The following is a 26,297-nucleotide window of genomic DNA, read 5'->3' as shown; positions in this document are numbered from 1 at the left end:
AAACAGTCTGCAGCCGGCTTCGCAAACGGCCGGCCGGACGGCGGGCGATGCCGTCAGCCTCAGGCGTGACGCGGCGCGATGAACTTCTGAACCGGCTTCTTCTTCTTGTTCACATGCAGCAACGCCGCCGCAACGGCTGCGGGGCCGATGGCGCGATACTGATTTGCCAGAACCGGTTTTTCAGGCCGTTTTTCCTGTTTCTTTTTGGACATTTTTCTTCCCCAAGGTCCAGATCAACTTGTGATCCCAAAGTGATACTCGATTCCGTCGAAATCGTGACGTGAAGGTGCGGTCTTTTTGACTTCATTCAGGCTCTGATTACATGTTTAATAAAATCTTTCCTTTCGGCGCATGCGCGTGGCGAAGCGCCATTTTCGCCGCCGATAGCGGCTTGACGGCAACAGCGACGAAGGCGATAAAGCCCGGCATGAAGATGTCCTTCGCCATTTGTGGCATTTCGATTATTGGCTAGCCGCGCGCTGGCCCGGACGTTTTCGCCCATCTTCCTTTCAGATCGGACAAACGACCCGGCCAGCAGGCTGAAGGGCGATTGAGCATCGGACCGGAAAGTGCATGCGGTTTTCGGTTTATTCCGATGCTCATTCAAAGTGTTGGAGCGTCCTTTGTGCGTTCGAAAGGACGCACGGCGCTTTATGCGTCTGTTTGAGCCGGCTGACGCCGGGAAGGGGATGAATGACCAGGGAAACGAAGGGCCTGCGCCTCACCAATACGCTTACTCGCACGAAGGAGGATTTTTCCCCCATCGATCCGTCGAACGTGCGCATGTATGTGTGCGGCCCGACCGTCTACGACTTCGCCCATATCGGCAATGCGCGCCCGGTCATCGTCTTCGACGTGCTCTACCGGCTGCTGCGCCATCTCCATGGTGCGGATCACGTCACCTATGTGCGCAACATCACTGACGTGGACGACAAGATCAACGCGCGCGCGTTGCGTGATTTTGGCGACGATATCGCCGCCGGCCGGCTGACCCTCAATGACGCCATCCGCCGGGTTACGGAAAAGACCGCCGACCAGTTTCACAAGGATGTGAAGGCGCTCGGCTGCCTGCCGCCGACTTTCGAGCCGCGCGCTACGGAGTTCGTGCAGCCGCGCGATGACGGGCGCACCGACATGATCGGCCTGATTCAATCTCTCATCGAACGCGGCCATGCCTATGAAGCGGCGGGGGAAGTCCTGTTCGACACCGCCTCCATGCCGGACTACGGGCAACTCTCGAAACGCCCGCTGGACGAGCAGCAGGCGGGCGCGCGCATCGCCGTCGATACGCACAAGAAGAACCCGCAGGATTTCGTGCTGTGGAAGCTTTCTTCACCGGAGGAACCGGGCTGGGAGAGCCCGTGGGGCCAGGAGGCGTGGACGGCCGCAGGCTGGACGGGGAAACCAAAGGGCCGGCCGGGCTGGCACATCGAGTGCTCGGCCATGTCGGCCGCCTATCTGGGCGAGGTCTTCGACATTCATGGCGGCGGGCTGGACCTGATCTTCCCGCATCATGAAAACGAGATTGCCCAGTCGCGCTGCGCGCACGGCACCTCGGTCATGGCCAATTACTGGCTGCACAACGGCTTCCTTCAGGTGGAAGGCCAGAAGATGTCGAAAAGCCTCGGCAACTTCTTCACCATTCACGAATTGCTGGAAACGGAGAATTTCGGCGGTCGCGAATGGCCGGGCGAAGTGCTGCGGCTGGCCATGCTGATGACCCATTACCGCGAGCCGATCGATTTCGCCGTGCGCAAGCTGGAAGAGGCTGAGAACACGCTGCGCAAATGGAAGCGCGCCGCTGATCTGGCCGATATGGCCGCGGCGGATATACCGGCCGAGGTCATCGCGGAACTCTGCGACGATCTCGCCACCTATTCCGCCTTTCAGGTGCTGACGCATCTCGCCGGCGAGGCGCTTGAAGGCGACATGCAGGCAGCCGCTTCGCTGCGGGCGGCGCTGGAATTCCTCGGCTTCGATGTCAGCGCCGAGGTGGACGAGGCCGGGGTCGATGAAGCCATCGCCGCCCGGCTTGCCTTCATCCGCGACCGGAACTGGGCCGAGGCCGATCGCATCCGCGACGAATTGCTGGTGAAGGGCATACAGTTGAAGGACGGCAAGGACACGGCCACCGGCGAACGCATCACGACATGGGAGGTGAAGCGATGATTGACCATACCGGAATAGCAGTGACCGATTTCGAGGCGTCGAAGAAGTTCTATGACGCGGCCCTCGGTCCGCTCGGCGCTTCGCTGGTGATGATGGTGCCGGAAGAGCACACCGGCGGGGTGAGGGTCGGCGGCTATGGCTATGACCGTCCGCAGTTCTGGCTGCACGAGGCGAAGGAGGCGGGTCCGGGCCGGCACTATGCCTTCACCGCTGACAAGCGCGCGGAGGTCGACGCCTTCCATGAGGCGGCGCTGGCCGCAGGCGGCAAGGACAATGGTGCGCCGGGTATCCGCGAGCACTACCATCCGAATTACTACGGGGCCTTTGTCCTCGATCCCGACGGCAACAATATCGAGGCCGTCTGTCATCATCCGGAGTGAAGGCCGATGAGCCTCGACAACAGGCCCGTTTATTCCGGTGGCTGCCAGTGCGGCGCGGTGCGCTTCCGTGTCGAGGGCGCGCTGGGAGACGCTTCCATCTGCCACTGCCGCATGTGCCAGAAGGCGTTTGGCGGTTTTTACGCGCCTCTGGTCTCGGTTCGTGGCGCGCGGCTCGAATGGACGCGCGGCGAGCGCAAGACGTTTCGTTCCTCAAACATCGTCCAGCGGGGATTCTGCGGCGATTGCGGCACGCCGCTGACCTATGAAGCGCCGGACGGGATCGCGCTCGCCATCGGGGCTTTCGACAACCCGGCCGAGATCGCGCCCGTCATCCAGTGGGGTGTCGAGGCGAGGCTGCCTTATGTCGATACACTCCATACATTGCCGGGCATGGATACCATGGCGGATGAGGAGGCGGCCGACTTCCTTGCCCAACTCGTTTCATATCAGCATCCCGACCATGACACGGGCACATGGCCGTTGAAGGACCGCACATCATGAGCAGCGAACTGCGCGGGCTTTATCCCGAAATCGAACCATTCGAGACCGGTATGCTCGATGTGGGCGAAGGCCACACCATCCATTGGGAGCGGGTGGGGACGAGGGGTGGGAAACCCGCCGTCTTCCTGCATGGCGGTCCGGGCGGAACAATTTCGCCACAGCATCGGCGGCTGTTCGATCCGGCGCTTTACGACGTCATCCTGTTCGACCAGCGGGGCTGCGGAAAATCCCTGCCCAATGCCTCGCTGGACGCCAACACGACCTGGCATCTGGTGGCCGATATCGAACGCCTGCGCGAGATGTGCGGCTTCGAACAGTGGCTGGTTTTCGGCGGGTCATGGGGGTCCACGCTGGCCCTCGCCTATGCCGAAACACATCCCGAGCGGGTCAGCGAACTCGTGGTGCGCGGGGTCTACACGCTCACGCGGGCCGAACTCGAATGGTATTATCAGTTCGGCGTTTCGCAGATGTTTCCCGACAAGTGGGAGCGGTTCGTGGCTCCCATCCCGGAAGAAGAGCGCGGCGACCTGATCGCGGCATATCGCAGGCGGCTGGTGGGCGACGACCGCGACGCGCAGATCGAGGCCGCGCGGGCCTGGAGCATCTGGGAGGGCGAAACCATCACGCTCCTGCCCGAGCCGGAGACCAGCGATCCTTTCGGCGTGGATGACTACGCGGTGGCCTTCGCGCGCATCGAAAACCATTACTTCGTCCATGCCGGCTGGCTGGAGGAAGGGCAGTTGCTGCGCGACGCCGGCAGGTTGAAGGACATTCCCGGCGTTATCGTCCACGGCCGCTATGACATGCCGTGCCCGGCGCATTATGCATGGGCGCTGCACAAGGCATGGCCGAAGGCGGAGTTTCACCTGATCGAGGGTGCGGGACACGCCTATTCGGAACCCGGCATCCTCGACCGGTTGATCCGCGCCACCGATAAATATGCAGGCAAGGCCTGACACCGGAATTTCTACCAACTTCCGGCCCGTTGAAGCCGGAAGCAGGCAATGGACAGTGCAATGAAAGAGCGCATCTATCTCTACGACACGACGCTGCGTGACGGCCAGCAGACGCCCGGCGTCGATTTTTCTGTAGAAGACAAGATCGCCATTACCCGCATGCTGGACGAATTCGGTCTCGATTATGTGGAAGGCGGCTATCCGGGCGCCAACCCCACGGACACGGCGTTCTTCAGCGAGAAGCGCACACAGCGTTCGCGCTTCGTCGCTTTCGGCATGACCAAGCGCGTCGGCGTCTCGGCTTCTAACGATCCGGGTCTCGCCCTGCTGCTCCGATCGCATTCGGAGGTGGTCTGCTATGTCGCCAAAAGCTCGCAATATCAGGTGCGTGTGGCGCTGGGTTGCACCGATGAGGAAAACCTGGACGCGATCCGGGCCTCGGTCGAGGCGGCCATCGCCGCCGGCAAGGAGGCGATGGTCGATTGCGAGCACTTCTTCGACGGGTTCAAGGCCAATGCGGACTACACGCTCGCCTGCGCCCGCGCGGCCTATGAGGCGGGCGCGCGCTGGGTGGTGCTGTGCGACACCAATGGTGGAACCCAGCCGGCGGAAATCCGCCGGATCGTGCGCGAGGTGATCGAAGCCGGCATTCCCGGCAGCCATCTCGGCATCCATGCTCATGACGATACAGGACAGGCGGTCGCCAATTCACTGGCGGCGGTGGAAGCTGGGGCCCGCCAGATTCAGGGCACCCTGAACGGAATCGGCGAGCGTTGCGGCAACGCCAACCTCGTCACCCTGATCCCAACACTGGCGCTGAAACCCGCCTATGCCGACCGTTTCGAGACCGGTATCGCGCGGGATCGTCTTTCCACGATAGCGCATCTTTCCCGATCATTCGACGAACTGCTGAACCGTGCGCCCAATGCGCAGGCTCCCTATGTCGGTGCGTCGGCTTTCGCCACGAAGGCCGGCATCCATGCCTCTGCGCTGGCCAAGGAGCCCAGCACCTATGAGCATGTGGAGCCTGAAAGCGTCGGCAACCGCCGCAAGGTGATGGTTTCGGATCAGGGCGGCAAGGCCAACTTCATCGCCGAACTGAAACGGCGCGGCATAGATGTCGCGCGCGACGATCCGCGTCTGGACACGCTGGTCGCCATGGTCAAGGAGCGGGAGGCGGAAGGCTATGCCTATGAGGGCGCGGATGCCAGCTTCGAGCTTCTGGCCCGCCGTACGCTTGGCACGGTGCCGGATTTCTTCAGCGTCGAAAGTTTCCGCTGCATGGTCGAGCGCCGTTTCGACGCCAACGGCCAGATCAAGACGGTGTCGGAGGCCATCGTCAAGGTGATGGTGGAGGGAGAAGTGCGCATGTCCGTGGCCGAGGGCCATGGCCCGGTCAATGCGCTCGACATCGCGCTTCGCAAGGATCTTGGCCGCTATCAGGGCGAGATCGAGGATCTGGAACTGGTGGACTACAAGGTGCGCATCCTCAATGGCGGCACCGAAGCCATCACGCGCGTCCTGATCGAATCGCAGGATCGCAGCGGCGCTCGCTGGTGGACCGTGGGAGTATCCGACAACGTCATAGACGCATCGTTTCAGGCGCTGATGGATTCCATCGTCTTCAAGCTGATGAAGAACCGCGAACTGGCGGGGCTGGCTGCCGCCGGGTAGTCATCGGAAAGCCATTCCTGTCCGGTTGATCCATCAACGAAAGACGATTGAACCATGAGAAGTTTGAAATGGTTCTATTTGGCCGGCGGGTCCATATGGGCGACATGAATACCGATGTGATCCAAAAGCAGGGCGAGAGCGAAGCTGCGGCCCGACGCGGCTTCGCCTTGGGGTTCAGCGCTTATTTCCTCTGGGGGCTGTTGCCCTTCTATATGAAGTGGGTGGCGCATCTTCCCTTGCTGGAGGTCGTTGTCCACCGCGTGGTGTGGTCTGTGCCGATCGCCGCGCTGGTGCTGGTCTGGCTTGGCCGCACGGCGGATTTCAAGGCGGCTCTGCGCTCGCCACGCACGCTGGCGATGGCGGCTCTGACCGCCAGCATCATAACTTTCAACTGGTCGATCTACATCTGGGCGATTGCTGCCGATCGCGCCATCGAGACGGCGCTCGGCTATTATATCAATCCGCTCGTCACCGTGATGATCGGCGCGCTGTTGCTGGGAGAGCGGCTGAACCGGGTTCAGACGCTGGCCGTCGTGCTGGCGACGGTCGCGGTCGCCATACTGACTTATGAAAACGGTAAATTGCCGTGGATCTCGCTTGCGCTCGCGTTTTCCTTCGCCGCCTATGGCTATTTCCGCAAGACGCTCCCCGTAGGGCCGAGCCAGGGCTTCCTACTTGAGGTCATGATCCTGTCGGTTCCGGCCTGCGCCTATATCGCATGGCTCGTTTCCACCGGTACCGACCATCTCGTCCCCGGCAATTGGATCGACACGGCGCTGCTCATAGGTTGCGGGCCGATCACGGCCATACCGCTTCTCATGTTCGCGTTTGGCGCAAAGGCATTGCGCCTGTCGACGCTTGGCTTGATGCAGTACATCGCCCCGACCATGGTGTTCCTGATCGCCGTGTTCGTTTTCAACGAACCGTTCGGCAAGGTGCAACTGGTCGCGTTTATCCTTATCTGGATTGCGCTTGCGATCTATACTTGGTCGAGCCTGCGGGAAAAATAAAATCCCTTGGAAATTCTCGAGGCCTTCACATCTTCTCGATGATTGAAGGTACGCCTTCGGCGGGCGTTCCGGTGGCCGAAGCGGCCGACAGGATGGCAGGCACAATAGCCTCCACCTCGTTGACCACCAGCGGCCGCACCTGATGTGCGGTGTGGATGAAGCCTTCGTCGCGCATATGGTCGAGCAACGCCAGCATCGGGTCCCAGAAGCCGCCTATATTGGCGAAAACCATGGGCTTGCGGTGATGTCCGAGTTGGGCCCAGGTCATCATTTCCACGATCTCCTCAACCGTGCCGATGCCGCCGGGCAGGGCGACGAAAGCATCTGATTCCTCGAACATGCGCTGCTTGCGCTGGTGCATGTTGTCGGTAATGACGACCTGGTCGAGCCGGTCAAGGCCGGTTTCGGTCGCCTCCTTGTTCATGAGGAAGCGCGGAATGACGCCGATCACCTTGCCGCCGGCGCGCATGGCGCCTTCGGATACGGCTCCCATGATGCCCTTTGTGCCGCCGCCGTAGACGAGGCGAAGGCTCGAATGAGCAAGGGCGCGGCCAAGGGTTCGGCCAGCTTCGATATAGGCCGTATCGTGACCCGGCGAAGAGCCGCAATATACGCAGACGGATCGAATCGTGTTCATATCGGATTGGTGCTAGGGGTTTCCGTCTCGGTCAAGTCCGCTGTGGTGTTTTTCTTGCCGGCTTGGCTGAAACAGGCTAGATCGCGCCGGAACACGATCCTGCAATCCGCAAGCCGCGCTTCAGAAGAAAGATCGTGCTTCTGCAATAAGATAAAGCGTGATGACATTTCCACGAAAATTGGTCACGCTGCACAAAACCGGGGGCAAGGCAGGGCAATGAAGAATAACGGGGTCAAGGCATTCCTGTTCGCAGCGGCGGCCGCCGCTGTCGCGGCGTTTATCGGCTATCTGTCGGGCGCCCTCGACCCTTATCTTGGCCGTGAACCTGCCGAAATTTCCCAGCCTGCAAACGATGCCCCATCCGCCACGGACGCCGCGTCCGAATCTGCCGCCGGCGCGCAAGGCGAGGGGGAGAGCGCCGGTTCCGCCGAGGCGAACGCCGAAGCGCAGGAGCCCGCCGAGCTTTCCGCGGAACAGGTGCCTCCCGAGCAGGCCGCAGAAGACGCAGCCACAGCGCCCAGCTTCGATGTGCTGCGCGTCGAGGGTGATGGTTCCGCTGTCGTGGCCGGAAAGGCCGCTCCCGGCTCCACGGTCGAGCTTTTTGACGGCTCCTCCGTGCTTGGCAAGGCCGTCGCCGGTCCGGACGGCGCTTTCGCCATCGTCCTCGACAATCCGCTGAAAGCCGGCGATCACCAGATCGTGCTGCGTGCGACGGGGCCGGACAGCGATGTCGCCACCTCCATGCAGACGGCTGTCGTGTCGGTGCCTGAAAAGCCGGACGGACAGGTTCTGGCCATGGTCGAGGAACCCGGCAAGCCCGCCCAGCTTCTGACTATGCCGCAGGCTCCGTCAGGCGGTGAGGAGGTCTTGGGCGAGGCCGCTGCGCCTCTGACCGAACAGGAAGGTGAAGCCACAGCCGCTGCGCAGCCGGACGCTTCCGAAGCCGGGCAAGCCGGCGCAGGAGCAGTCACCTCGCAGCAGCAGGAGGGCGAGCAGAAGCCCGCTGACGATGCGACCGGGCCGGCGATCGCCGTCGAAGCGGTCGAGATCGATGGCGGCAAGATCTTCGTCGCCGGCCGCGCCGATGCAGGGCGCAAGGTTCGTGTCTATGCCAATGAAATCCTGCTCGGCGAAGCCGTCGCCTCGCCGGACGGCCATTTCCTCGTCGAGGCCACGCGTGACCTTGCGGTTGGCGAGTACACCATCCGCGTGGATGGTCTGGATGCCGGCGACAGCGACAAGGTCGTGGCCCGCGCCACCGTGCCATTCCAGCGTGAACCGGGCGAAACGATCGCAGCCGTGGCTCCACAGGTTCAGGATGGCGGAAGCGTGCAGGCTGCTGATGAAGGCGTCGCATCCGCCGAGGGCGCGACCGGCTCCGACGCAAGCCAGCCGGCCACCACCGTTGCGCCGAAGCTGGAGCATGCGGACGGTTCCGTCATTATCCGGCGCGGTGATACGTTGTGGCACATCTCGCGCCGTGTTTATGGTCATGGCGTGCGCTATTCGACCATCTATCTGGCCAATCAGGATCAGATTGCAGACCCCAACCGCATCTGGCCCGGACAGTTGTTCAAGGTGCCGGAAAAGTCGGAGCAGGGTGAGCAGGCCGATTTTGATGCGATGGGCGATCGCATCACCGTGCAGCCGCAGTAAACATTCTGGGCCGCGAAACCGTTTGCCAATGAATGCGGCGTCATGGCGCCGCATTCGTTCTTTGTATGGTTGCGTGAACAACTTCCATCGTCTATCGTCGATTAACGATGGAGAATTCCCTGAACTGTACGGTTAATCGCAAGGGGCTGGCCGACGCCGAGCTTGCGGCGCGGCTGGCTGCGCTTTCGCATCCAGCGCGCATCGAGATACTGCGTCATCTTGCGACGGCGCATTCCAGTTGCTGCGGTGAAGTGGTGGGGAAGCTCGATCTGGCGCAATCGACCGTTTCGCAGCATCTCAAGGTGCTGGTCACGGCCGGTCTGGTGCGTTTCGAGGCAGACGGCCCGCGCTCCCGTTACGCAATTGACCGCCACGCGCTGCGGACGGTGGCGGAAGAACTGGCCTGCTTCGCTTCCGCCTGTTGCGTCGATTGCTGACAAGTGCGGCTCGCTCTTTTAGCCCGCCCCAGAATTTCAAGGCATTGAATTCGTGAGTGAAAAAACTGTTTCCGCCGACTCCGGCTCCACCTTCGGGACGCTGGTCAATCTCTGGCCCTATATGTGGCCTTCGGACCGTGCCGACCTCAAGGCGCGCGTGGTGTGGGCGACCGTGCTTCTGGTGGCGGCCAAGCTGACGCTGATTGCGGTTCCCTATTTCTTCAAATGGGCAACCGACGCGCTCGCCGGCGACGTGCACTCCCCGCCACCGCTGCCGGCCATCCTCGCCGCGCCCGTCATGCTGGTGGTGGCCTACAACCTCATCCGCGTCATTCAGGTCGCTTTCAACCAGTTGCGGGATGCGCTGTTCGCCCGCGTCGGGCAACATGCGGTGCGCCAGCTCGCCTATCGCACCTTCGTCCACATGCACCGTCTTTCCCTGCGCTTCCATCTGGAGCGGCGCACCGGCGGCCTGTCGCGCATCATCGAGCGCGGCACGAAGGGCATCGAGACCATCGTGCGCTTCACCGTTCTGAACAGCGTGCCGACGGTGCTGGAATTCGCGCTGACGGCGATCATCTTCGCGGTCGCCTATGGCTGGAAATATGTGGCTGTGGTGGCCATCACCGTTGGGCTCTACACCTGGTTCACGGTGAAGGCGAGCGACTGGCGCATCGACATTCGCCGCGACATGAACGACAGCGACACCGACGCCAACACCAAGGCGATCGATTCGCTGCTCAATTTCGAAACGGTCAAGTATTTCGGCAACGAAGCGATGGAAGCCGAGCGCTTCGACCGCTCCATGGCGCGATACGAAACCGCCGCCACCCGCATCTGGACATCGCTCGGCTGGCTCAACTTCGGCCAGGGCGTGATCTTCGGAATCGGCATGACAGTGATCATGGCCATGTCCGCGATCGAGGTGCAGGCCGGCACGCAGACGGTCGGCGATTTCGTCTTCGTCAACGCCATGCTGATGCAGCTTTCCGTACCGCTCAATTTCATCGGGTTCATCTACCGCGAGATCAGGCAGGGGCTGACCGATATCGAACAGATGTTCGACCTGCTCGACGTGAAGGCGGAAGTCGTCGACAAGCCGGACGCCGTCCCGCTTGGCATTGGGGCGGGAAAAGTGGAGTTCCGCGATGTCCAGTTCGCCTATGAGCCGAATCGCCAGATCCTGAAGGGGGTCAGCTTCGAAGTGCCGGCGGGCAAGACGGTCGCCATCGTCGGGCCTTCGGGAGCAGGCAAGTCGACCATTTCGCGCCTGCTGTTCCGCTTCTACGATGTGCAGTCCGGCGCGATCCTCATTGACGGACAGGATGTGCGCGACGTGACGCAGGAAAGTCTGCGCGCCGCCATCGGCATGGTCCCGCAGGACACGGTGCTGTTCAACGACACCATAGCCTACAATGTCCGCTATGGGCGTATCGACGCCTCCGAGGAGGAGGTGCGCCGCGCCGCCGAACTGGCGCAGATCGGTTCCTTCATCGAAGGCCTGCCAGAAGGCTATGCCACAATGGTGGGCGAGCGCGGGCTGAAGCTCTCTGGCGGTGAAAAGCAGCGCGTGGCCATTGCCCGCACCATCCTGAAGGCGCCGCCTATTCTTATTCTGGATGAAGCGACATCGGCTCTCGACAGCCATACGGAGCAGGAAATCCAGTCGGCGCTCGATCTGGTGAGCCGGGACCGCACCACCATCGTCATTGCGCACAGGCTTTCCACCGTCATTTCGGCTGATGAAATCATCGTGCTGAAGAACGGACGGATAGAGGAACGTGGCACGCATGCGGCGCTGCTGGCCAGCGGCGGGCTCTATGCTTCCATGTGGGACCGCCAGCGGGAGGCGACGGAAGCCGAGGAGCGGTTGCGTATTGCCCGTGAAACCGACGAGATGGGGGTGGTCGTCCGGCAGCGAACGCCGGAGGTCATCTGAAGGCGCGGCGTTTGTCCTGACCGCACGCTGACGCATTGTTGCATTGCGGCTAGGCGGGCTTTCAGTTAGAGAGGCACCGACTGAAACGGAGCCGGTCCAGCACGATGCAATTCATCGACACGATCAGGAAAACATTCGTGCCGATCCACCGGGAAGGCTATCCCTTCATCGCCATTTTTGCGGTGGTGACGCTGGTGGTCGGCTATTTTTCAAGCTTCCTGCTCTGGGTCGGCGCGCTCCTCACGGTGTGGTGCATCTATTTTTTCCGCGATCCCGAGCGCGTCACCCCGGTTGACGACAAGCTGGTGATCAGCCCTGCGGATGGTGTCGTCTCGGCTGTCGGCCCGGCTGCGCCGCCGGCCGAACTGGGCCTCGGCGGCGTCGAGATGACCCGCATTTCCGTGTTCATGAACGTGTTTTCCTGCCATGTGAACCGCTCTCCCGTGCGCGGCCGCATCACCTATATCGAGCATCGCCCCGGCAAGTTCCTCAATGCCGATCTCGACAAGGCCAGCAGCGAGAACGAGCGCAACGGGCTGGTCATCGACAGCCCCAACGGCGTCGTTGCAGCCGTTCAGATCGCCGGTCTGGTGGCGCGCCGTATCGTGTGCTGGACCGAGGCAGGTTCGGACATTGCGGCCGGCGAGCGTTTCGGCCTGATCCGCTTCGGCTCGCGCGTCGACGTCTACCTGCCGGAAGGCGCCACGCCGCGCGTCGCGGTTGGCCAGATTGCAGTCGGCGGCGAGACGGTGCTGGCCGAATTCGGCGGGCAGGCGAGCGCACCTGTAGTGCGCGTTTCCTGAAGTCCGGGCCGATGAACCCGCCCTTCAAGAAATTCGAATCGCATGGGGCGGCCGGCCCGCGTATCCGCGAAATTCCGTTGCGCATGGTGTTTCCGAACCTGCTCACGGTTCTGGCCATCTGCGCTGGCCTGTCGGGCATCCGCTTCGCCTTCGAGGGGCGTTTCGAGACGGCGGTGGTCATGGTGCTGATCGCCGCCTTCCTCGATGGCCTCGACGGGCGAGTGGCGCGCCTTTTAAAGGCCACCTCCAAATTCGGCGCACAGATGGATTCCATCGCCGACATCGTCAATTTCGGTGTCGCTCCGGCGCTTGTCCTCTATGCCTTTCTGCTCGATCAGGCCGGCTCGCCGGGCTGGATCGCGGCGCTGCTTTTCACCATCGCCTGCGGCATGCGGCTTGCGCGCTTCAACGTGCTTGAGGAAGTTCATGATCGGCCTTCATGGCAGGGCGAATATTTCGTCGGCGTGCCCGCGCCGGCGGGCGCGGCGGTGGTCATGCTGCCGCTTTATCTGTCATTCATCGGCTTCGAGCCGAGTCGCTATGGCGCTTTTCTCGCCACCGGATTTACAGTGGTCGTAGCCTTCCTGCTGGTCAGCCGGCTGCCGGTTTATTCGGGCAAAAACCTGAAAGTGCCGGGAGACCGCATGCTGCTGGTCATTCTGGCCATCGTGCTCTACTTCCTGCTGCTTGTAAGCTATCCTTGGTATACGCTTACGGCTTCCGTCATCGGTTATCTGACGTTCCTGCCGTTCAGCGTGCTTGCCTATTCGCGGCGCGCCAAGCTGGAGGGCGAGGCGGAACTTCCGCCCGATGTGGACGCCCGCGGCGAATGATTGGAGCATTTCCAGCAAAGTGCGAAACGGTTTTGCGCCGGGAAATGCGGTTAACACGATAAGATAGAGCGGTTCTTCCGGTTCGATGAAAACCAGACTGTTCTAGGCCGCACTTCCGGCATTGAGGCGCTCTATGGCCAGAGCGCGGGTTGCGCCGTAATCCGTCTTGCCCGAGCCGAGCACCGGGATTTCCGCTACCTTGATGATATCGCCGGGCACTGCGAGTTCCGCAATGCCGGCCTGCTTGCCGAGCTTTCGCAGGCTTTGCGCGTCCGCCTGCGTCGCGGTGGTGACGAGCACGATGCGTTCGCCGCGTTTGCGATCCGGCACGGAGACGATCGCGTGGCGCTCTTCGGGCCATAGAGATTGCACGAGCATCTCCACGCCGCCCAGAGAGATCATCTCGCCGGCGATCTTGGCGAAACGCGCCGCGCGTCCGGTAATGGTGACGAAGCCCTCATTGTCGACCTTCACGATATCGCCGGTGTCCTGCCAGCCATCTGCCAGTGGCTGGAGTTCTCCGGGGCGATCCGCAGTCATGTAGCCCATCATGACATTGGGGCCGGCAAGGAACAGGCGTCCGCCTTCCGCAACGCCCTCGACCGGCTCGATACGCATTCGCATGCCGGGCAGAAGCCGACCCACAGTGCCTTCGCGATTGTGGGTGGCGGTGTTGACCGCCGCCACCGGGGCCGCCTCGGTAAGCCCGTAGCCTTCGAGGATCTCGGTGTCGAAACGTTCGCGCCACACGCGGCGGGTCTGCGTCTTCACGGCTTCCGCGCCGGCCACCAAGAAGCGCAGGCTTGAAAAATCGCCATCGGCCGCCGCGCGCGCATATTGCGCAAGGAAAGTGTCGGCGCCGAACATAACGCTCGGCTTCAGGCGGCGCGCAACCTCGGGGATCAGCTTGTAATGGAGAGGGGAGGGATAGAGAAACAGCTTCACTCCGTTGATCAGCGGCAGCAGCGTTCCGGCCGTCAGGCCGAAGGAATGGAACATTGGCAGCACGTTGAGCGCGACATCGCGACAGGAAACGGTGACGCGCGCTTCACCCTGCATGGCGTTGGCGATCAGGTTGCGATGCGACAGAACCACCGCTTTCGGCGCGCCCTCGGAGCCTGAGGTGAACAGGATGACGGCAGGATTTTCCGCCTTTTGCCGGTAAATCGGATAGCGCCACAGGAGCGCTGCGCAGAATTTGCCGAACCCGGTCACGCCGGGTTGCAAATCCTCCAGCCACACCAGCTTTGCGCCGCCGGCTTCGACCGCCTGAACGACATCGTCGAGCTTCGCCTTTTCCACGAACGCGCGGGACGACAGGACGATTCGGATGACGGCGGTGCGCACCGCCGCTTCCACATTTGCCGGGCCGGCCGTGTAGTTGACCAGCGCCGAAACGCGCCCGGCAGAGGCAAGGCCAAGCAGGGCGAGCACGGTCGCGTTCGCGTTTGGCAGCATCACGCCCACCGCTTCGCCGGGGGTCGTGAATTTGGTGAAATGCTTGCCGAGAATGCTGGCGCCGGCCAGCAGCCTGCGATAGCTCAGCCTGTTGCCGGTGGCGTCTTCGAGCGCGATGCGGCCAGGCCCGAAATGCTCGGCGGCGTCACGCACCGCCTGGAACAGCGTGAGGTTGGGGTTGGTTGACGCCAGCCGGGCCTCCGCCATGCGGTCAAACAATGCATAGGCGTTTCTGGTGGCGGGGCTGCCATTGCGCGCCACCAGTTCCGGCGCAGTCATCGGTTCGAGAACCGAGATGTCGAGACGCGGGAACCAGCGCCGCAGGGCAGGGGTGCGTCCGGATGCGTGGAAGGGGAGCGCCTGTGCGCCGCCGATAAAGATCGGCACGATGCGGGCGTCCGCCTGCATGGCGATGCGGATGACGGCGCGATAGAGCCGGAACGAGCGGAGGTCGGGTTCGACAGCCGCCGGGATATAGACCGCCAGCCGTCCCTTGCCCTTGAGGACGCGCACCAACCGCCGTGACACGAAGACGTGTTCGGCGTTGAAGGCGATCGTGCGGGCGAGTTCCCGCCACGGTTCCATCCATACTGATTTTGCGGACGCCTGATCCAGAATATGCAGCGTTTCATCCGGCAGAAGCGAGAGCATCAGCGCCGGGTCAATCCGCGACTGGTGCGTGACCACATAGACGACGGGAGCCTGAGCTCCGCGGGCGATGTCGATGCGGGAGTCGGAAATGCGATAGATCAGCTTGAAGGGCGCATAGAGGACCGCCTGCGCCGGGCTCAGACCCAGCCGTACTTTCTCGACGATCGCTGTCAGGCACCAGACAAAGGCGGTGGCGGCCAGTAACGCGAGGATCAGGACCATGCGGTAGTGCTCCCGCCGTTGTTTTCTTGAAGAAGGTTCGCGGCCGATAACCCCCGGAAGTTAGCGGAACGCCTGCCCCCGTCAACATTTCCGCGTGGACTTTATCGCGGGTGCGGCTTTCATGAGTGAAAGCCCGTCAAGGTGGAAAGGCCGGATTGGAGCCCGGCTTTTTCCTGAAAGGAAGCGCCTTCCGGCCCAAAAATTATTCCGGCATGCGGTAAGACACCCAGCGATCGTGCCGGGCCTGATAAATCTCGCCGGTCCGCGTCAGTTCCGGGCTGGCCAGCCCCATGATGCGGGCGGCGATCTCCGAAGGATGCGGCAGCGTGTTCGGATCCTCTCCGGGAACGGCGAGCGCGCGCATGGCTGTGCGGGTTGCGCCGGGATCGACGGCATTGACGCGAAGCGGGTAGTTGCGCGTCTCGTCCGCCCAGGAGCGCGTCAGAGCCTCAACGGCGGCCTTGGAGGCGGCGTAAGGACCCCAGAAGGCGCGGGCTGAATGCGCGGCGCCCGACGACAGCACGATGGCGCGGCCTGCGTCCGACTGGCGCAGCAGCGGATCGACAGAGCGGATCAGCCGCCATGTGGAGGTCACGTTGATATTCATCACCTTGTCGAAGACCTTGGCTTCGACATGGCCGATCGGCGCGATCACACCCAGAACGCCGGCATTGGCGACCAGAATGTCGAGCTTGCCCCAGCGCTCATGGATGGCGCCGCCGAGGCGGTCAATGCCTTCCATGTCGGTGAGGTCCAGCGGCACCAGCGTCGCTTCGCCCTTGCCGCTGCGAGCGTTTTCGGCCTTGATCTCGTCGTCCAGTTCCTCAAGGCCGCCCACCGTGCGCGCCACGGCGATCACATGCGCGCCCGCGGCGGCCAGGTGCTTCGCAAGGAAATAGCCGATGCCCCGGGAAGCGCCAGTAACCACAGCCGTGCGGCCGGTTAGGTCGATGCTCATGCCTGTCCTCTGAATATCTGCAAGGATCAGCCGTTGCTGGCCAGCAGCGACAGCGTATGTACGTTGCTCTCGCAATCCCGATCGACAAGGCGGGTTGGATACTCGCCCGTGAAATAATGATCTGTGAAAGCGGGAGCTTGCGGGTCGCGAGGCTTGCCGCCGACCGCGTTGTAAAGCCCGTCAATGGAAAGGAAAGCCAGCGAATCCGCACCGATATAGCGGCACATGGAGTCGAGGTCTGCATGCTGGTTGGCGAGCAGCTTGTTGGCTTCAGGCGTATCGATGCCGTAGAAATCCGGGTGGTAGATCATCGGGCTGGCCACGCGCAGATGCACTTCCGTCGCGCCAGCGTCGCGGATCATCTGCACGATCTTGACCGAGGTCGTGCCGCGCACGATGGAATCGTCCACAAGCACCACGCGCTTGCCCTCGATCATGGCGCGGTTGGCGGAATGCTTCAGCTTTACGCCGAGCGCCCGGATGTGTTGTGTCGGCTCGATGAAGGTACGGCCGACATAATGGTTGCGGATGATGCCGTATTCGAAAGGAATGCCGCTCGCCTGCGCGAAACCGAGCGCCGCCGGCGTGCCGCCGTCCGGCACTGGCACCACCACGTCGGCCTCGACCGGTGCTTCTTCAGCGAGATTCTTGCCCATATTCTTGCGCGCCACATAGACGCTGCGCCCGCCGACCACTGAATCGGGCCGCGCGAAATAGACATATTCAAACAGGCACAGCCTCTCAGGCTGGGGTTTTTCCGGCTTGATCGCCTCGGTGGTGATGGAGCCGTCTTTCTGGATCTCGCAGATCACCACTTCGCCGTTCTCGATGTCGCGCACATATTTCGCGCCGATGATGTCGAGCGCGCAGGTCTCCGAGCAGAAGATCGGCTTTCCGTCGAGTTCACCCATCACCAGCGGGCGGATGCCGATCGCATCGCGTGCGGCGATGAGCTTGGTGCGTGTCATGGCGAGCATGGCGTAGCCGCCCTCGACCTGCCGGATGGCGTCCACGAAGCGGTCGGAGGAGGAAGGATGGCGCGAGCGCGCGATCATGTGCAGCACGACTTCGGTGTCGGACGTCGCCTGAAAGATAGCGCCCGAGGCGATCAACTGTTTGCGCAGCGTAATGCCGTTGGTGAAATTGCCGTTATGCGCGATGGCGATGCCGCCCACTTCGAGTTCCGCGAAGAGCGGCTGCACGTTGCGCAGGATCGTCTCGCCTGTGGTGGAATAGCGCACATGGCCGATAGCGCGGTCGCCGGGAAGCCGATGCAATGTGGCGGCGTCGGTGAAATGGTCGCCGACGAGGCCCATGTGCCGCTCGGAATGAAAGCGCCGGTCGTGATAGGAAACGATTCCGGCCGCCTCCTGCCCCCGATGCTGGAGCGCGTGCAGGCCAAGCGCGGTCAGCGCGGCGGCGTCCTCATGGCCCAGAATGCCGAACACGCCGCATTCTTCATGCAAATGATCGTCAACTTCGGCTGCGAGCGCGCCAAGTTCATTCGCCATAAGCTCAAGCTCCGCTAAAGCCGGTATATAGAACCTTGGCCGTTCCGGGGCAACGTGGAAGTTCGTCGCGGTTCGGCGGTTTTGTCAGTTGGCGTCATCTGCGGGCGGTGCGCCGGCCCCTTCATCCTGGCCCGCATCTGGGGCGACGGGCGCTTCCGGCGTCGCCGGCGCTGCGCCCTCGGGCGACTGGCTGTCCCGTTGCAGGCGCTTCAGAATGGCGTTTTCCGGGTCTTTGGGCAGCAGGCTTTCCAGCTTCGCCCCGACCGACTCCAGCAGCGGACGCGACTTTGCGTCGGCAATCCATGTCGGCGCGCGATCTCCGGCCAGCCAGTTGAAGAACAGCAGGCCCACAGCCACAACGAGGATGCCGCGCGCCGCGCCATACAGGAAGCCCAGCGTGCGGTCGAGCGCGCCGATGCGGGAATCGATGATGAAATCCGCGATCTTCATGGTGATCACGGTGACGACGATCAGGGCGATGACGAACACGATGGCCGCAGCCGCGGCCATGGCGATCTTCTCATTCTCGATATAGGGCTGCACATAGGGCAGCACCGGCTTGTAGAAGAAATAGGCGGCCGCCGCCGAAGCCGCCCATGAGGCGATCGACAGAACCTCGCGCGAGAAGCCCCGCACCATGGCGAGCATCGCCGAAACAAGGGTGAAGCCGACGAGTATTCCGTCAAGCAGCGTAATCGGCATGGTCTTCGCCCCACTTCATGAGCCGTATCATTCGTCGTCCGGGGCACGGCTGCGGCGTGAGCCGGCTATGCGCGCCACGAGGTCGGCAAGTTCGGCCGGCCGGAAATGACCGGCTCCCGTGTCGCCGGAAATCTCTTCGCCGCTTCTGGCTCCCGCCAGCGGCAGAACCGCTTTCGCGAACCCCAGCTTTTCGGCTTCCTTGAGGCGCTGCTGCGCATGCGCAACCGGCCTGATGGCCCCCGAGAGACTGATTTCGCCGAAATAGACGCAATCGGCCGGCAGGGCAAGACCGGTGAGGGAGGAAACCAGCGCCGCCGCCACGGCGAGATCCGCGGCCGGTTCCGAAATGCGATAGCCGCCGGCGACATTGAGATAGACGTCATGTTGCGAGAAGCGGACGCCGCAATGCGCTTCCAGCACCGCCAGAACCATGGAGAGCCGCGCATTGTCCCAGCCGACCACGGCGCGGCGCGGCGTGCCAAGCGGCGAGGGGGCGACGAGCGCCTGTATCTCGACCAGTACCGGCCGCGTGCCCTCCATGCCGGCGAACACGGCGGCGCCCGGCGATTTGGCGTGACGCTCGCCAAGGAACAGTTCGGAAGGATTGTCGACCTCGCGCAACCCCTTGTCGGACATCTCGAACACGCCGATCTCGTCGGTGGGCCCGAAACGGTTCTTCACCGTGCGCAGGATGCGATAATGGTGTCCGCCTTCGCCTTCGAAATAAAGAACGCCGTCGACCATGTGCTCGACCACGCGGGGGCCGGCGATCTGGCCTTCCTTGGTGACATGGCCGACCAGAACCACGGCCGCGCCTGTGGATTTCGCATAGCGGATCATCGCCTGCGCGGAGGCGCGCACCTGGGTGACCGTGCCGGGGGCGGAATCGGCGAGATCCGTCCACAAGGTCTGGATCGAATCCAGGATGACGAGGTCCGGCCGCTTTCCGTCGGCGATGGTGGCGAGAATATCTTCGACATTGGTCTCGGCGGCGAGTTCGACAGGCGTATGGGCGACGCCGAGCCGCTGCGCGCGCAGCCTGATCTGCGCCACCGCCTCCTCGCCGGATACGTAGACGATGCGATGTCCCTGTCTCGCAAGCGCGGCGGCAGCCTGTGTGAGCAGCGTGGATTTGCCGATGCCGGGATCGCCGCCCACCAGCAGGGCGGAACCGCGTACGAAACCGCCGCCGGTGGCGCGGTCGAGTTCGCCGATGCCGGAGATGATGCGCGGCGCATCCTCGATGTCGCCGGCCAGCGAGGTGAGTGCGACGGCGCGACCCTTGCGCACGCTGCGAAGCGACGCGGGCCCGGCGCCGATGCCGCCGGCTGTGCCTTCCTCGATCAGCGTGTTCCACTCGCCGCAGGAATCGCACTTTCCCGCCCAGCGCTGATGCACTGCGCCGCAATTCTGGCAGATGAACTGGGTGCGGGGCGCTTTGGCCATTTTATGCTCCCGGATTCAGGAACTGATGGCGCTCGCCGTGACGGTTCGGGGGATGCAGCAAAAGCCTTACTCGAGCCTCTCAGGCAGGTGGCTGTCCTCGGCCAGATCGAAGAAGCGCGTGAACTCGCCCTGGAATCCGAGCTGCACCGTGCCCGTGGGTCCGTGACGCTGCTTGGCGACGATCACCTCGGCCTTGCCACGCGCTTCGTTCATATCGTTTTCCCACTTGATGTGGTCTTCGGTGCCGAGCTTGGGCTCCTTGTTCTTGAGGTAATATTCCTCGCGATAGACGAATATGACCACGTCGGCGTCCTGCTCGATCGAACCCGATTCGCGCAGGTCGGAGAGTTGCGGGCGCTTGTCGTCGCGGCTTTCCACTTGGCGCGAGAGCTGGGACAGCGCGATGATCGGCACGCTGAGTTCCTTGGCCAGAGCTTTCAGGCCGGTGGTGATTTCGGTCACTTCCTGCACGCGGCCCTGGCTGGCCTTGGCGGAAGAGCCCTGCATGAGCTGGATATAGTCGATGACGATGACGTCGAGGCCGCGTTGGCGCTTCAGTCGCCGCGCGCGCGCGGCGAGCTGGGCGATGGAGATGCCGCCGGTCTGGTCGATGAACAGCGGAATCTTCTGCATGGTCTGCGAGCAGGCCACCAGCTTTTCGAAGTCGATCTCGGAAATTTCACCGCGCCGGATCTTGGAGGAGGAGATTTCCGTCTGCTCCGAAATGATGCGGGTGGCGAGCTGCTCGGACGACATTTCGAGCGAGAAGAAGCCGACCACGCCGCCATTCGCGGCCTTGAACGAGCCGTCCGCCTGCTGGGCGGGCTGATAGGTTTCGGCGATGTTGAAGGCGATGTTGGTCGCGAGCGAGGTTTTGCCCATGCCGGGGCGACCCGCCAGCACGATAAGGTCCGATGCCTGCAACCCGCCCATGCGCTTGTCGAGGTCGCGCAGACCCGTGGCGATGCCGGAAAGGCCCCCGTCGCGCATATAGGCCGCGTTGGCCATGTCGACGGCGGTCTTGATGGCGTCGGAGAAGCTCTCGAAGCCGCCGTCGTAGCGGCCGGTCTCGGCCAGTTCGAACAGCCGCCGCTCCGCATCCTCGATCTGCTCGGCCGGCGACATGTCCACCGGCGCGTCATAGGCGATGTTGACCATGTCCTCGCCGACCGTGATCAGCGCGCGGCGCGTGGCGAGGTCGTAGATCGCGCGGCCATAGTCGGCGGCGTTGATGACGGTGACCGCCTCAGCCGCCAGCCGGGCGAGGTACTGCACCACGGTCATGTCGCCCACCTTTTCGTCGGCGGGCAGGAAGGTTTTCATGGTGACCGGGTTGGCCATCTTGCCCATGCGGATGAGTTCCGAGGCGACCTCGAAGATCTTGCGGTGCAGAGGCTCGTAGAAGTGACTGGGCTTGAGGAAGTCGGAGATGCGGTAGAACGAATCGTTGTTGACGAGCATGGCGCCCAACAGCGCCTGCTCGGCCTCGATGTTGTTGGGCGCCTCGCGGTAGAGCGGCGTTTCCGCCGTCGCCAGTTTGCGTGCTGCCTCTGCCATGATTCCCTCGGGTTGCCGATGCCTGTGGTTAGCAGACGAAGGATCGCCTGAGTCGATCTGTTCCCCACAATCTACCTGCTGCGCACATGATCCACAGCCAATCCACACCATCCACAGAAGGATGCCGGCAAGGGGTCGATTTCCGGCAAACGCGGGTTGACTCGCGAACGCGGCCGAATCTTAACGACAGCCCTTGAACATATCAAGAACATACCACGGTTCATTCCGCGAGAGTGTCACCCCAGTCCGTACGCCTTGCTCTTTTGAACATCTCGCCGTCGCGCTTGGTGAAAAGCCGCGTTGCGGCGGTTCCATCCGGGCGGCACAATTTCAGCTCGACCTTGCCGGAACCGCCCCGCGCCGGGGCCAGCACACGCATTGCCGGCCGCCCGTCTTCGGGTTTGTGGCGTGACACGGCGAGATAGGTGAATTTCTCGTCCTCCCACGGCACGTCGGCGTCCTTGGCGAGACGATGGATGCGCGAGCGCGCCACGCGGCGCGAAAAGTGGCACCAGTCCGGCGGCGCGAGCGGGCAGGGCGAATGGTGAGGGCAGGGCGCGATGACATGCGCCCCGGCCGCGACCAGCCGCGAGCGGCAATCGAGGATGCGTCGCCAGCCGGCAGGCGTGCCGGGCTCGACGATCAGGAGCGTATCGGAGGTCAAAGCCCATAACCGTTCCACAAGGGTTGAAAGGGCGGCAGGTTCCAGTTCGTCCAGCACATAGGCGCAGGTGACAAGGTCGGCCTGGGGCAGGCCGGGGAGGTCTCTCGTGGCGTCGCCGCTTATCCAGTCGCTTTCGAGAGGGAGTTGACGGGCAAGATACTGGCCTGCGTGGCGCGCCGGCGCGCTGGCTTCCAGAAGGGTCGCGTGCGCAAGTTCAGGCCACGCATCGGCTGCCGCCCACAATACGGTCCCGGGGCCAGCGCCGATGTCGAGCAGTGTTTGCGGCGACCAGTCCGGCCTTGCCCCGACGATTGCGTCGAGGCTTGCGCGCACCGCCGCAAAAGTTGCCGGCAGGCGTGTGGCGAGATAGGCCTTCACCGCCAGTTCCCCGGACATATGCAGGCGTCCGTCACGCAGTTCCGCACGGTAGCGCTCGGAAAGCGTTCGCGCCGCCTGCTTCAGCGCCGAAACCGGCATTTCCTCAAGCAGCGTGTCGACCGCCGCCCGCAAGGCTGAGGGCAGTTGCATCGTCAGGCCCCTCGCGGCCCGAGCAGGATGAGTGAGGCGCCGGCAAGGCAGATCGCCGCTCCCGTGACATCCCATTTGTCGGGGCGCAGGCCCTCGGCGAACCACAGCCAGCCGAGGGAGGCGGCAATGTAGATGCCGCCATAAGCCGCATAGGTGCGCCCGGCGGCGGCGCTGTCCACCTGCGCCAGAAGCCATGCGAACAGAATGAGCGAAACCACGCCCGGCGCCAGCCACAGCGCCGATTTGCCGAGCCGCCACCATGCCCAGAAGGCGAAGCAGCCCGCTATTTCAGCAAGCGCGGCGGCTGCGTAGATCAAATAGACCATTTCCGTTTCCTGAAGGCTGGAAAGGGCCTTATTCACCGTGAGGCTCGGGATTGGCAAGCCCGATCTTCAAACAGGCGTCCTACGATCGCCCGGTGATCTTCCGCTTCCGCTGCTGGGGAGTTTTGGTCCGCGCTGGCTGGTCTTCCGCCACCTCCTTGCCGTGCGCATTTTCATGCATCTGAAGCGCCTTCTCGCATTTGGAGATGTAGTCGCGGGTGATCGGCAGCGCATCGTTCTTGCGCGTGAACTGGATCTGGAAATTCACCAGGTCCTGCCAGCGGAACGACGCCTCGGAGCCGGACAGGTAGAACTCCCACATGCGGCAGAAGCGCTCGTCGTAGATTTCCTTCACCTTGTCTCGGTTGGCCAGGAAACGCTCGCGCCAGTGCTTGAGCGTCTCCGCATAATGCAGCCGCAGGATTTCGACGTCTGTGATCGCGAGCCCGGATTTCTCGATGGCCGGCATGATCTCGGACAGTGCGGGAATATAGCCGCCGGGAAAGATATGTTTGCGGATGAAGGCGTTGGTGGTGGTCGGTGGAGCGGTGCGGCCAATCGTGTGCAGCAACATCACGCCATCCGGCTTCAGCAGCGTGGCGCATTTGTCGAAGAAGGTCTGGTACTGGGTGATCCCGACATGCTCGAACATGCCGACCGAAACGATGCGATCGAACCGCTCCGACAGGTCGCGATAGTCGCGGATCTCGAAATGCACATGCTGTTCGAGCCCTTCCGCTTGCGCCCGCTCGGTCGCGACCTGGTGCTGCTCATTGGAAAGGGTGACGCCCAGCATATCCGCCTCGAAAGTCTTGGCGATATAGAGGCTGAGGCCGCCCCAGCCGCAGCCGATGTCGAGCACGGTCTGGCCGGGCTTGATGCGCAGCTTGGCTGCGATATGCCGCTTCTTGGCGAGTTGAGCCTCTTCCAGCGTCATGTCGGGGCGCTCGAAATAGGCGCATGAATACTGCATGTCCTTGTCGAGGAAGAGCTTGTAGAGTTCGCCCGACAGATCGTAGTGATGCTCGACATTCTTCTTCGAGCGATAGTGTGTGTTGAGTTGTTGCAACGGCCGGAAGGCCAGACGTGCCGTGTTGAGCAATTTGCCCCAGTTCGAATCGGTCCAAGAAATACCCGTGTTCCGGTAGACCAGATGCAGAAAGCTCAACACGTCGCCTTCGACGAAGTCGAGTTCCTGTTCCATGTAGGCTTCCGGAATAGCCAGGGAGGGATGCAGCGCGATGGCGCGCTCCGCCCGTCTGGTATGGATCACCATATGAACCTTGTCGCCGGTTCCGTCGCCGAAAGTGCGTGTAGAACCATTCGGTCCCGTCACCGTGAAAGTGCCGGTGTGGACGACTTTGTCGATAATACGTTGCAGCAAAATGTTCATCGCCAACCTCTTCCTGCGCAAACCCCGGATGCCGGAAAAGCCCGGGGCGCTCTGTGCCAAAGAGTTGGACAGCTTCATCGCTAACGTGGAACGGTGAAACGGTCCAGGACAGCACTGATATGCAATCTTGCAGAAATGCGACCGGTTTGAAAAGTTCCATGTTGGCATAAAAAAACCCGGGCAGAGCCCGGGTTCTTGGTCCAGTTTGAGCTGGAGAGGCGAAACTTACGCCTCTTCCTCGCCCTCTTCGAACTCTTCGTTCGGATCGAAGAAATTGTCCGGACGGGCGTTTTCGTTGATGTCCTCGCCATAGATCGCCTCGGCGGTGGTGAGCATCTCGCCACGAGACTGACGCTCGGCCTCATCGGTGGAGCGGGCGATGTTCAGCGTGATCGTGACTTCCACTTCGGGATGCAGCGCGATCGCGATGTTGGTGAGGCCGATGGTCTTGATCGGATGGTTCAGCTCGACCTGGTTGCGGGCGACATTGAAGCCTTCGTCGGCAAGGATATCGGCGATGTCGCGGGTTGAAACCGAACCGTAGAGCTGGCCGGTCTCGCCGGCGGAGCGCACGACGATGAAGGTCGCGCCGTCGAGCTTCCCGGCAACAGCCTCGGCTTCCGACTTACGCTCGAGGTTGCGGGCTTCGAGCTGAGCGCGCTGGCCTTCGAACTTCTTCTTGTTGGCTTCGTTGGCGCGCAGCGCCTTGCCCTTGGGCAGGAGGAAATTGCGCGCGAAACCGTCCTTGACCTTGACGGTGTCGCCCATCTGGCCGAGGCGCGCGATGCGTTCGAGAAGGATGACTTGCATGTTCTTGTCCTTTCAGACCCTGGTTCGGCCCGGAGGCCAATGTGAAAGGGACAGGCAGGAAAAGCCGGCGGCGCGGTGCGCCCTGTTCGCTGTCCTGCCAGTCCGAGGCAGTTAGGGACCGAAGATGGTCCCAACCCGGGATTTAATAGTCTTCAACCGCGCCCGTCACGGTTGAGCGGAGCGGACGGCGAAGCGTCCGCTCCAACGATTTTTAACGCACCAGATACGGCAGCAGGCCGAGGAAGCGGGCGCGCTTGATCGCCTTGGCGAGCTCGCGTTGCTTCTTCTGGCTGACGGCGGTGATGCGCGAGGGCACGATCTTGCCGCGCTCGGAAATGTAGCGCTGCAGGAGACGCACGTCCTTGTAGTCGATCTTCGGAGCGTTGGCGCCGGAGAACGGGCAGGTCTTGCGGCGGCGATGGAACGGACGCCGGGTCGGGATCTGGTTGATATCGACCATCGATTACTCTCCTTCGCCTTCGCGCGGACGGCGCGGACCACGATCGCGATCGCCGCCACGGTCACCGCGATCACGGTCGCCGAAGCGCGGACGGTCGCCGAAATTGCCACGCTCGGAACGCTCCTCGCGCTTCTGCATCATGGCGGAGGCGCCTTCCTCGTGCTGCTCGACCTTGATGGTCATGAAGCGCAGGATGTCCTCCGACAGCCCCATCTGGCGCTCCATCTCATTGAGAGCTGCGGGCGGGCAGGTGAGGTCCATCAGCGTGTAGTAAGCCTTCCGGTTCTTCTTGACCCGGTAGGTGAGGGACTTCAGTCCCCAGTTCTCGACCCGGCCAATCGAGCCGCCGCCTTCGGAGATGATGCCCTTGAAACGTTCAACGAGCTCATCGACCTGCTGCTGCGACAGATCCTGCCGGGCAAGAAACACATGTTCATAAAGAGCCATTGTCTTTGCCTTTCTTCGTTTCTCTCCCGGTTCCCGACGGCTAGAGCCTCTGCAACTTCTCTTGACCCGAAAACGGGGAAGAAAGGAGCATGGACGAGACGGTCGAGAGCGGAGACACGGGAGGCAGAAGCGCTTAAGGCTTCCTGTCGAAGGCTTTGACAAGCCCACGGCC

At 62.6% G+C, this 26,297-nt stretch carries 26 protein-coding genes; 11 read left to right on the top strand and 15 right to left on the bottom strand.

The window, feature by feature from the left end:
• Positions 1 to 59: 59 nt before the first annotated feature.
• Both ABID44_RS08145 and ABID44_RS08140 read right to left on the bottom strand, forming a co-directional pair.
• Positions 60 to 212 (bottom strand): hypothetical protein, encoded by a 153-nt coding sequence (locus ABID44_RS08145; protein WP_354151192.1) that lies wholly within the window; start codon positions 210 to 212, stop codon positions 60 to 62.
• A gap of 106 nt (positions 213 to 318) precedes the next feature.
• Positions 319 to 447: a hypothetical protein gene (locus ABID44_RS08140; protein ID WP_354151191.1), complete on the bottom strand. Its 129-nt coding sequence runs from the start codon at positions 445 to 447 to the stop codon at positions 319 to 321.
• Between the two features lie 246 nt (positions 448 to 693).
• Here ABID44_RS08140 and cysS point away from each other — a divergent pair, with 246 nt between their 5' ends.
• The 6 genes from cysS (at position 694) to rarD (ending at position 6,690) form a co-directional block, all read left to right on the top strand.
• Positions 694 to 2,169 carry a cysteine--tRNA ligase gene (gene cysS / locus ABID44_RS08135; protein ID WP_354151190.1) on the top strand — a complete coding sequence of 492 codons (1,476 nt, stop codon included), beginning with the start codon at positions 694 to 696 and terminating at the stop codon, positions 2,167 to 2,169.
• Entirely contained in the window at positions 2,166 to 2,549 is a 384-nt protein-coding gene (locus ABID44_RS08130; RefSeq protein WP_354151189.1) for a VOC family protein, read from the top strand. Before cysS ends, ABID44_RS08130 begins: the two co-directional genes overlap by 4 nt.
• 6 nt (positions 2,550 to 2,555) lie before the next feature.
• Positions 2,556 to 3,050 (top strand): GFA family protein, encoded by a 495-nt coding sequence (locus tag ABID44_RS08125; protein WP_354151188.1) that lies wholly within the window; start codon positions 2,556 to 2,558, stop codon positions 3,048 to 3,050.
• A complete protein-coding gene (gene pip, locus ABID44_RS08120; protein WP_354151187.1) occupies positions 3,047 to 4,006 on the top strand; it encodes a prolyl aminopeptidase in 960 nt (319 codons plus the stop codon). The genes ABID44_RS08125 and pip overlap by 4 nt, the downstream gene beginning before the upstream one ends.
• Positions 4,007 to 4,054: 48 nt before the next feature.
• On the top strand, positions 4,055 to 5,680 hold the full coding sequence (gene cimA / locus ABID44_RS08115; RefSeq protein ID WP_354151186.1) for a citramalate synthase: 1,626 nt from the start codon (positions 4,055 to 4,057) through the stop codon (positions 5,678 to 5,680).
• Positions 5,681 to 5,784: 104 nt separating this feature from the next.
• Positions 5,785 to 6,690, top strand: coding sequence for an EamA family transporter RarD (gene rarD, locus ABID44_RS08110; protein ID WP_354151268.1), 906 nt, complete (start codon positions 5,785 to 5,787; stop codon positions 6,688 to 6,690).
• Positions 6,691 to 6,715: 25 nt separating this feature from the next.
• Here rarD and ABID44_RS08105 read toward each other — a convergent pair whose 3' ends face one another.
• Positions 6,716 to 7,327: an LOG family protein gene (locus ABID44_RS08105; protein ID WP_354151185.1), complete on the bottom strand. Its 612-nt coding sequence runs from the start codon at positions 7,325 to 7,327 to the stop codon at positions 6,716 to 6,718.
• A gap of 216 nt (positions 7,328 to 7,543) precedes the next feature.
• On the opposite strand from ABID44_RS08105, the gene ABID44_RS08100 reads away from it, so the two are divergent.
• From ABID44_RS08100 to pssA, 5 genes are all read left to right on the top strand, one after another.
• Positions 7,544 to 8,983 carry a LysM peptidoglycan-binding domain-containing protein gene (locus ABID44_RS08100; RefSeq protein ID WP_354151184.1) on the top strand — a complete coding sequence of 480 codons (1,440 nt, stop codon included), beginning with the start codon at positions 7,544 to 7,546 and terminating at the stop codon, positions 8,981 to 8,983.
• A gap of 107 nt (positions 8,984 to 9,090) precedes the next feature.
• Positions 9,091 to 9,420 carry an ArsR/SmtB family transcription factor gene (locus ABID44_RS08095; RefSeq protein ID WP_354151183.1) on the top strand — a complete coding sequence of 110 codons (330 nt, stop codon included), beginning with the start codon at positions 9,091 to 9,093 and terminating at the stop codon, positions 9,418 to 9,420.
• A 52-nt stretch (positions 9,421 to 9,472) separates the two neighbouring features.
• A complete protein-coding gene (locus tag ABID44_RS08090; protein WP_354151182.1) occupies positions 9,473 to 11,359 on the top strand; it encodes an ABCB family ABC transporter ATP-binding protein/permease in 1,887 nt (628 codons plus the stop codon).
• A gap of 80 nt (positions 11,360 to 11,439) precedes the next feature.
• Complete coding sequence (locus ABID44_RS08085) at positions 11,440 to 12,162, top strand: phosphatidylserine decarboxylase (RefSeq protein ID WP_354151267.1); 723 nt, start codon at positions 11,440 to 11,442, stop codon at positions 12,160 to 12,162.
• 11 nt (positions 12,163 to 12,173) lie between these two features.
• Positions 12,174 to 12,995, top strand: coding sequence for a CDP-diacylglycerol--serine O-phosphatidyltransferase (gene pssA, locus ABID44_RS08080; protein ID WP_354151181.1), 822 nt, complete (start codon positions 12,174 to 12,176; stop codon positions 12,993 to 12,995).
• A gap of 102 nt (positions 12,996 to 13,097) precedes the next feature.
• On the opposite strand, the gene ABID44_RS08075 is transcribed toward pssA, so the two are convergent.
• From ABID44_RS08075 to rpsF, 12 genes are all read right to left on the bottom strand, one after another.
• A complete protein-coding gene (locus ABID44_RS08075; protein ID WP_354151180.1) occupies positions 13,098 to 15,326 on the bottom strand; it encodes an AMP-binding protein in 2,229 nt (742 codons plus the stop codon).
• A gap of 202 nt (positions 15,327 to 15,528) precedes the next feature.
• The gene (locus tag ABID44_RS08070) at positions 15,529 to 16,284 is read right to left on the bottom strand and encodes an SDR family NAD(P)-dependent oxidoreductase (protein ID WP_354151179.1); all 756 of its coding nucleotides are present in this window, start codon (positions 16,282 to 16,284) and stop codon (positions 15,529 to 15,531) included.
• A gap of 26 nt (positions 16,285 to 16,310) precedes the next feature.
• Entirely contained in the window at positions 16,311 to 17,795 is a 1,485-nt protein-coding gene (purF, locus tag ABID44_RS08065) for an amidophosphoribosyltransferase (RefSeq protein WP_354151178.1), read from the bottom strand.
• A gap of 84 nt (positions 17,796 to 17,879) precedes the next feature.
• Positions 17,880 to 18,497, bottom strand: coding sequence for a CvpA family protein (locus ABID44_RS08060; RefSeq protein WP_354151177.1), 618 nt, complete (start codon positions 18,495 to 18,497; stop codon positions 17,880 to 17,882).
• Positions 18,498 to 18,524: 27 nt separating this feature from the next.
• Positions 18,525 to 19,943 carry a DNA repair protein RadA gene (gene radA, locus ABID44_RS08055; protein ID WP_354151176.1) on the bottom strand — a complete coding sequence of 473 codons (1,419 nt, stop codon included), beginning with the start codon at positions 19,941 to 19,943 and terminating at the stop codon, positions 18,525 to 18,527.
• 66 nt (positions 19,944 to 20,009) lie between these two features.
• Complete coding sequence (locus ABID44_RS08050; protein ID WP_354151175.1) at positions 20,010 to 21,500, bottom strand: replicative DNA helicase; 1,491 nt, start codon at positions 21,498 to 21,500, stop codon at positions 20,010 to 20,012.
• A 220-nt stretch (positions 21,501 to 21,720) separates the two neighbouring features.
• Complete coding sequence (locus ABID44_RS08045; RefSeq protein WP_354151174.1) at positions 21,721 to 22,692, bottom strand: small ribosomal subunit Rsm22 family protein; 972 nt, start codon at positions 22,690 to 22,692, stop codon at positions 21,721 to 21,723.
• A 2-nt stretch (positions 22,693 to 22,694) separates the two neighbouring features.
• On the bottom strand, positions 22,695 to 23,018 hold the full coding sequence (locus ABID44_RS08040; protein ID WP_354151173.1) for a YnfA family protein: 324 nt from the start codon (positions 23,016 to 23,018) through the stop codon (positions 22,695 to 22,697).
• A 79-nt stretch (positions 23,019 to 23,097) separates the two neighbouring features.
• Positions 23,098 to 24,408: a cyclopropane fatty acid synthase gene (locus ABID44_RS08035; protein ID WP_354151172.1), complete on the bottom strand. Its 1,311-nt coding sequence runs from the start codon at positions 24,406 to 24,408 to the stop codon at positions 23,098 to 23,100.
• Positions 24,409 to 24,633: 225 nt separating this feature from the next.
• Positions 24,634 to 25,218, bottom strand: coding sequence for a 50S ribosomal protein L9 (gene rplI / locus ABID44_RS08030; RefSeq protein WP_354151171.1), 585 nt, complete (start codon positions 25,216 to 25,218; stop codon positions 24,634 to 24,636).
• A 211-nt stretch (positions 25,219 to 25,429) separates the two neighbouring features.
• Positions 25,430 to 25,678, bottom strand: a complete 249-nt coding sequence (gene rpsR / locus ABID44_RS08025; RefSeq protein WP_035025637.1) for a 30S ribosomal protein S18 — start codon at positions 25,676 to 25,678, stop codon at positions 25,430 to 25,432.
• A 3-nt stretch (positions 25,679 to 25,681) separates the two neighbouring features.
• On the bottom strand, positions 25,682 to 26,125 hold the full coding sequence (rpsF, locus tag ABID44_RS08020; RefSeq protein ID WP_354151170.1) for a 30S ribosomal protein S6: 444 nt from the start codon (positions 26,123 to 26,125) through the stop codon (positions 25,682 to 25,684).
• Positions 26,126 to 26,297: the final 172 nt, after the last annotated feature.

The sequence above is a fragment of the Aquamicrobium ahrensii genome (assembly GCF_040545755.1).
Taxonomy (GTDB): Bacteria; Pseudomonadota; Alphaproteobacteria; order Rhizobiales; family Rhizobiaceae; genus Mesorhizobium; species Mesorhizobium ahrensii.
Note: the sequence above shows the minus strand (reverse complement) of the source record. Positions and strands in the feature narration are given on the sequence as shown.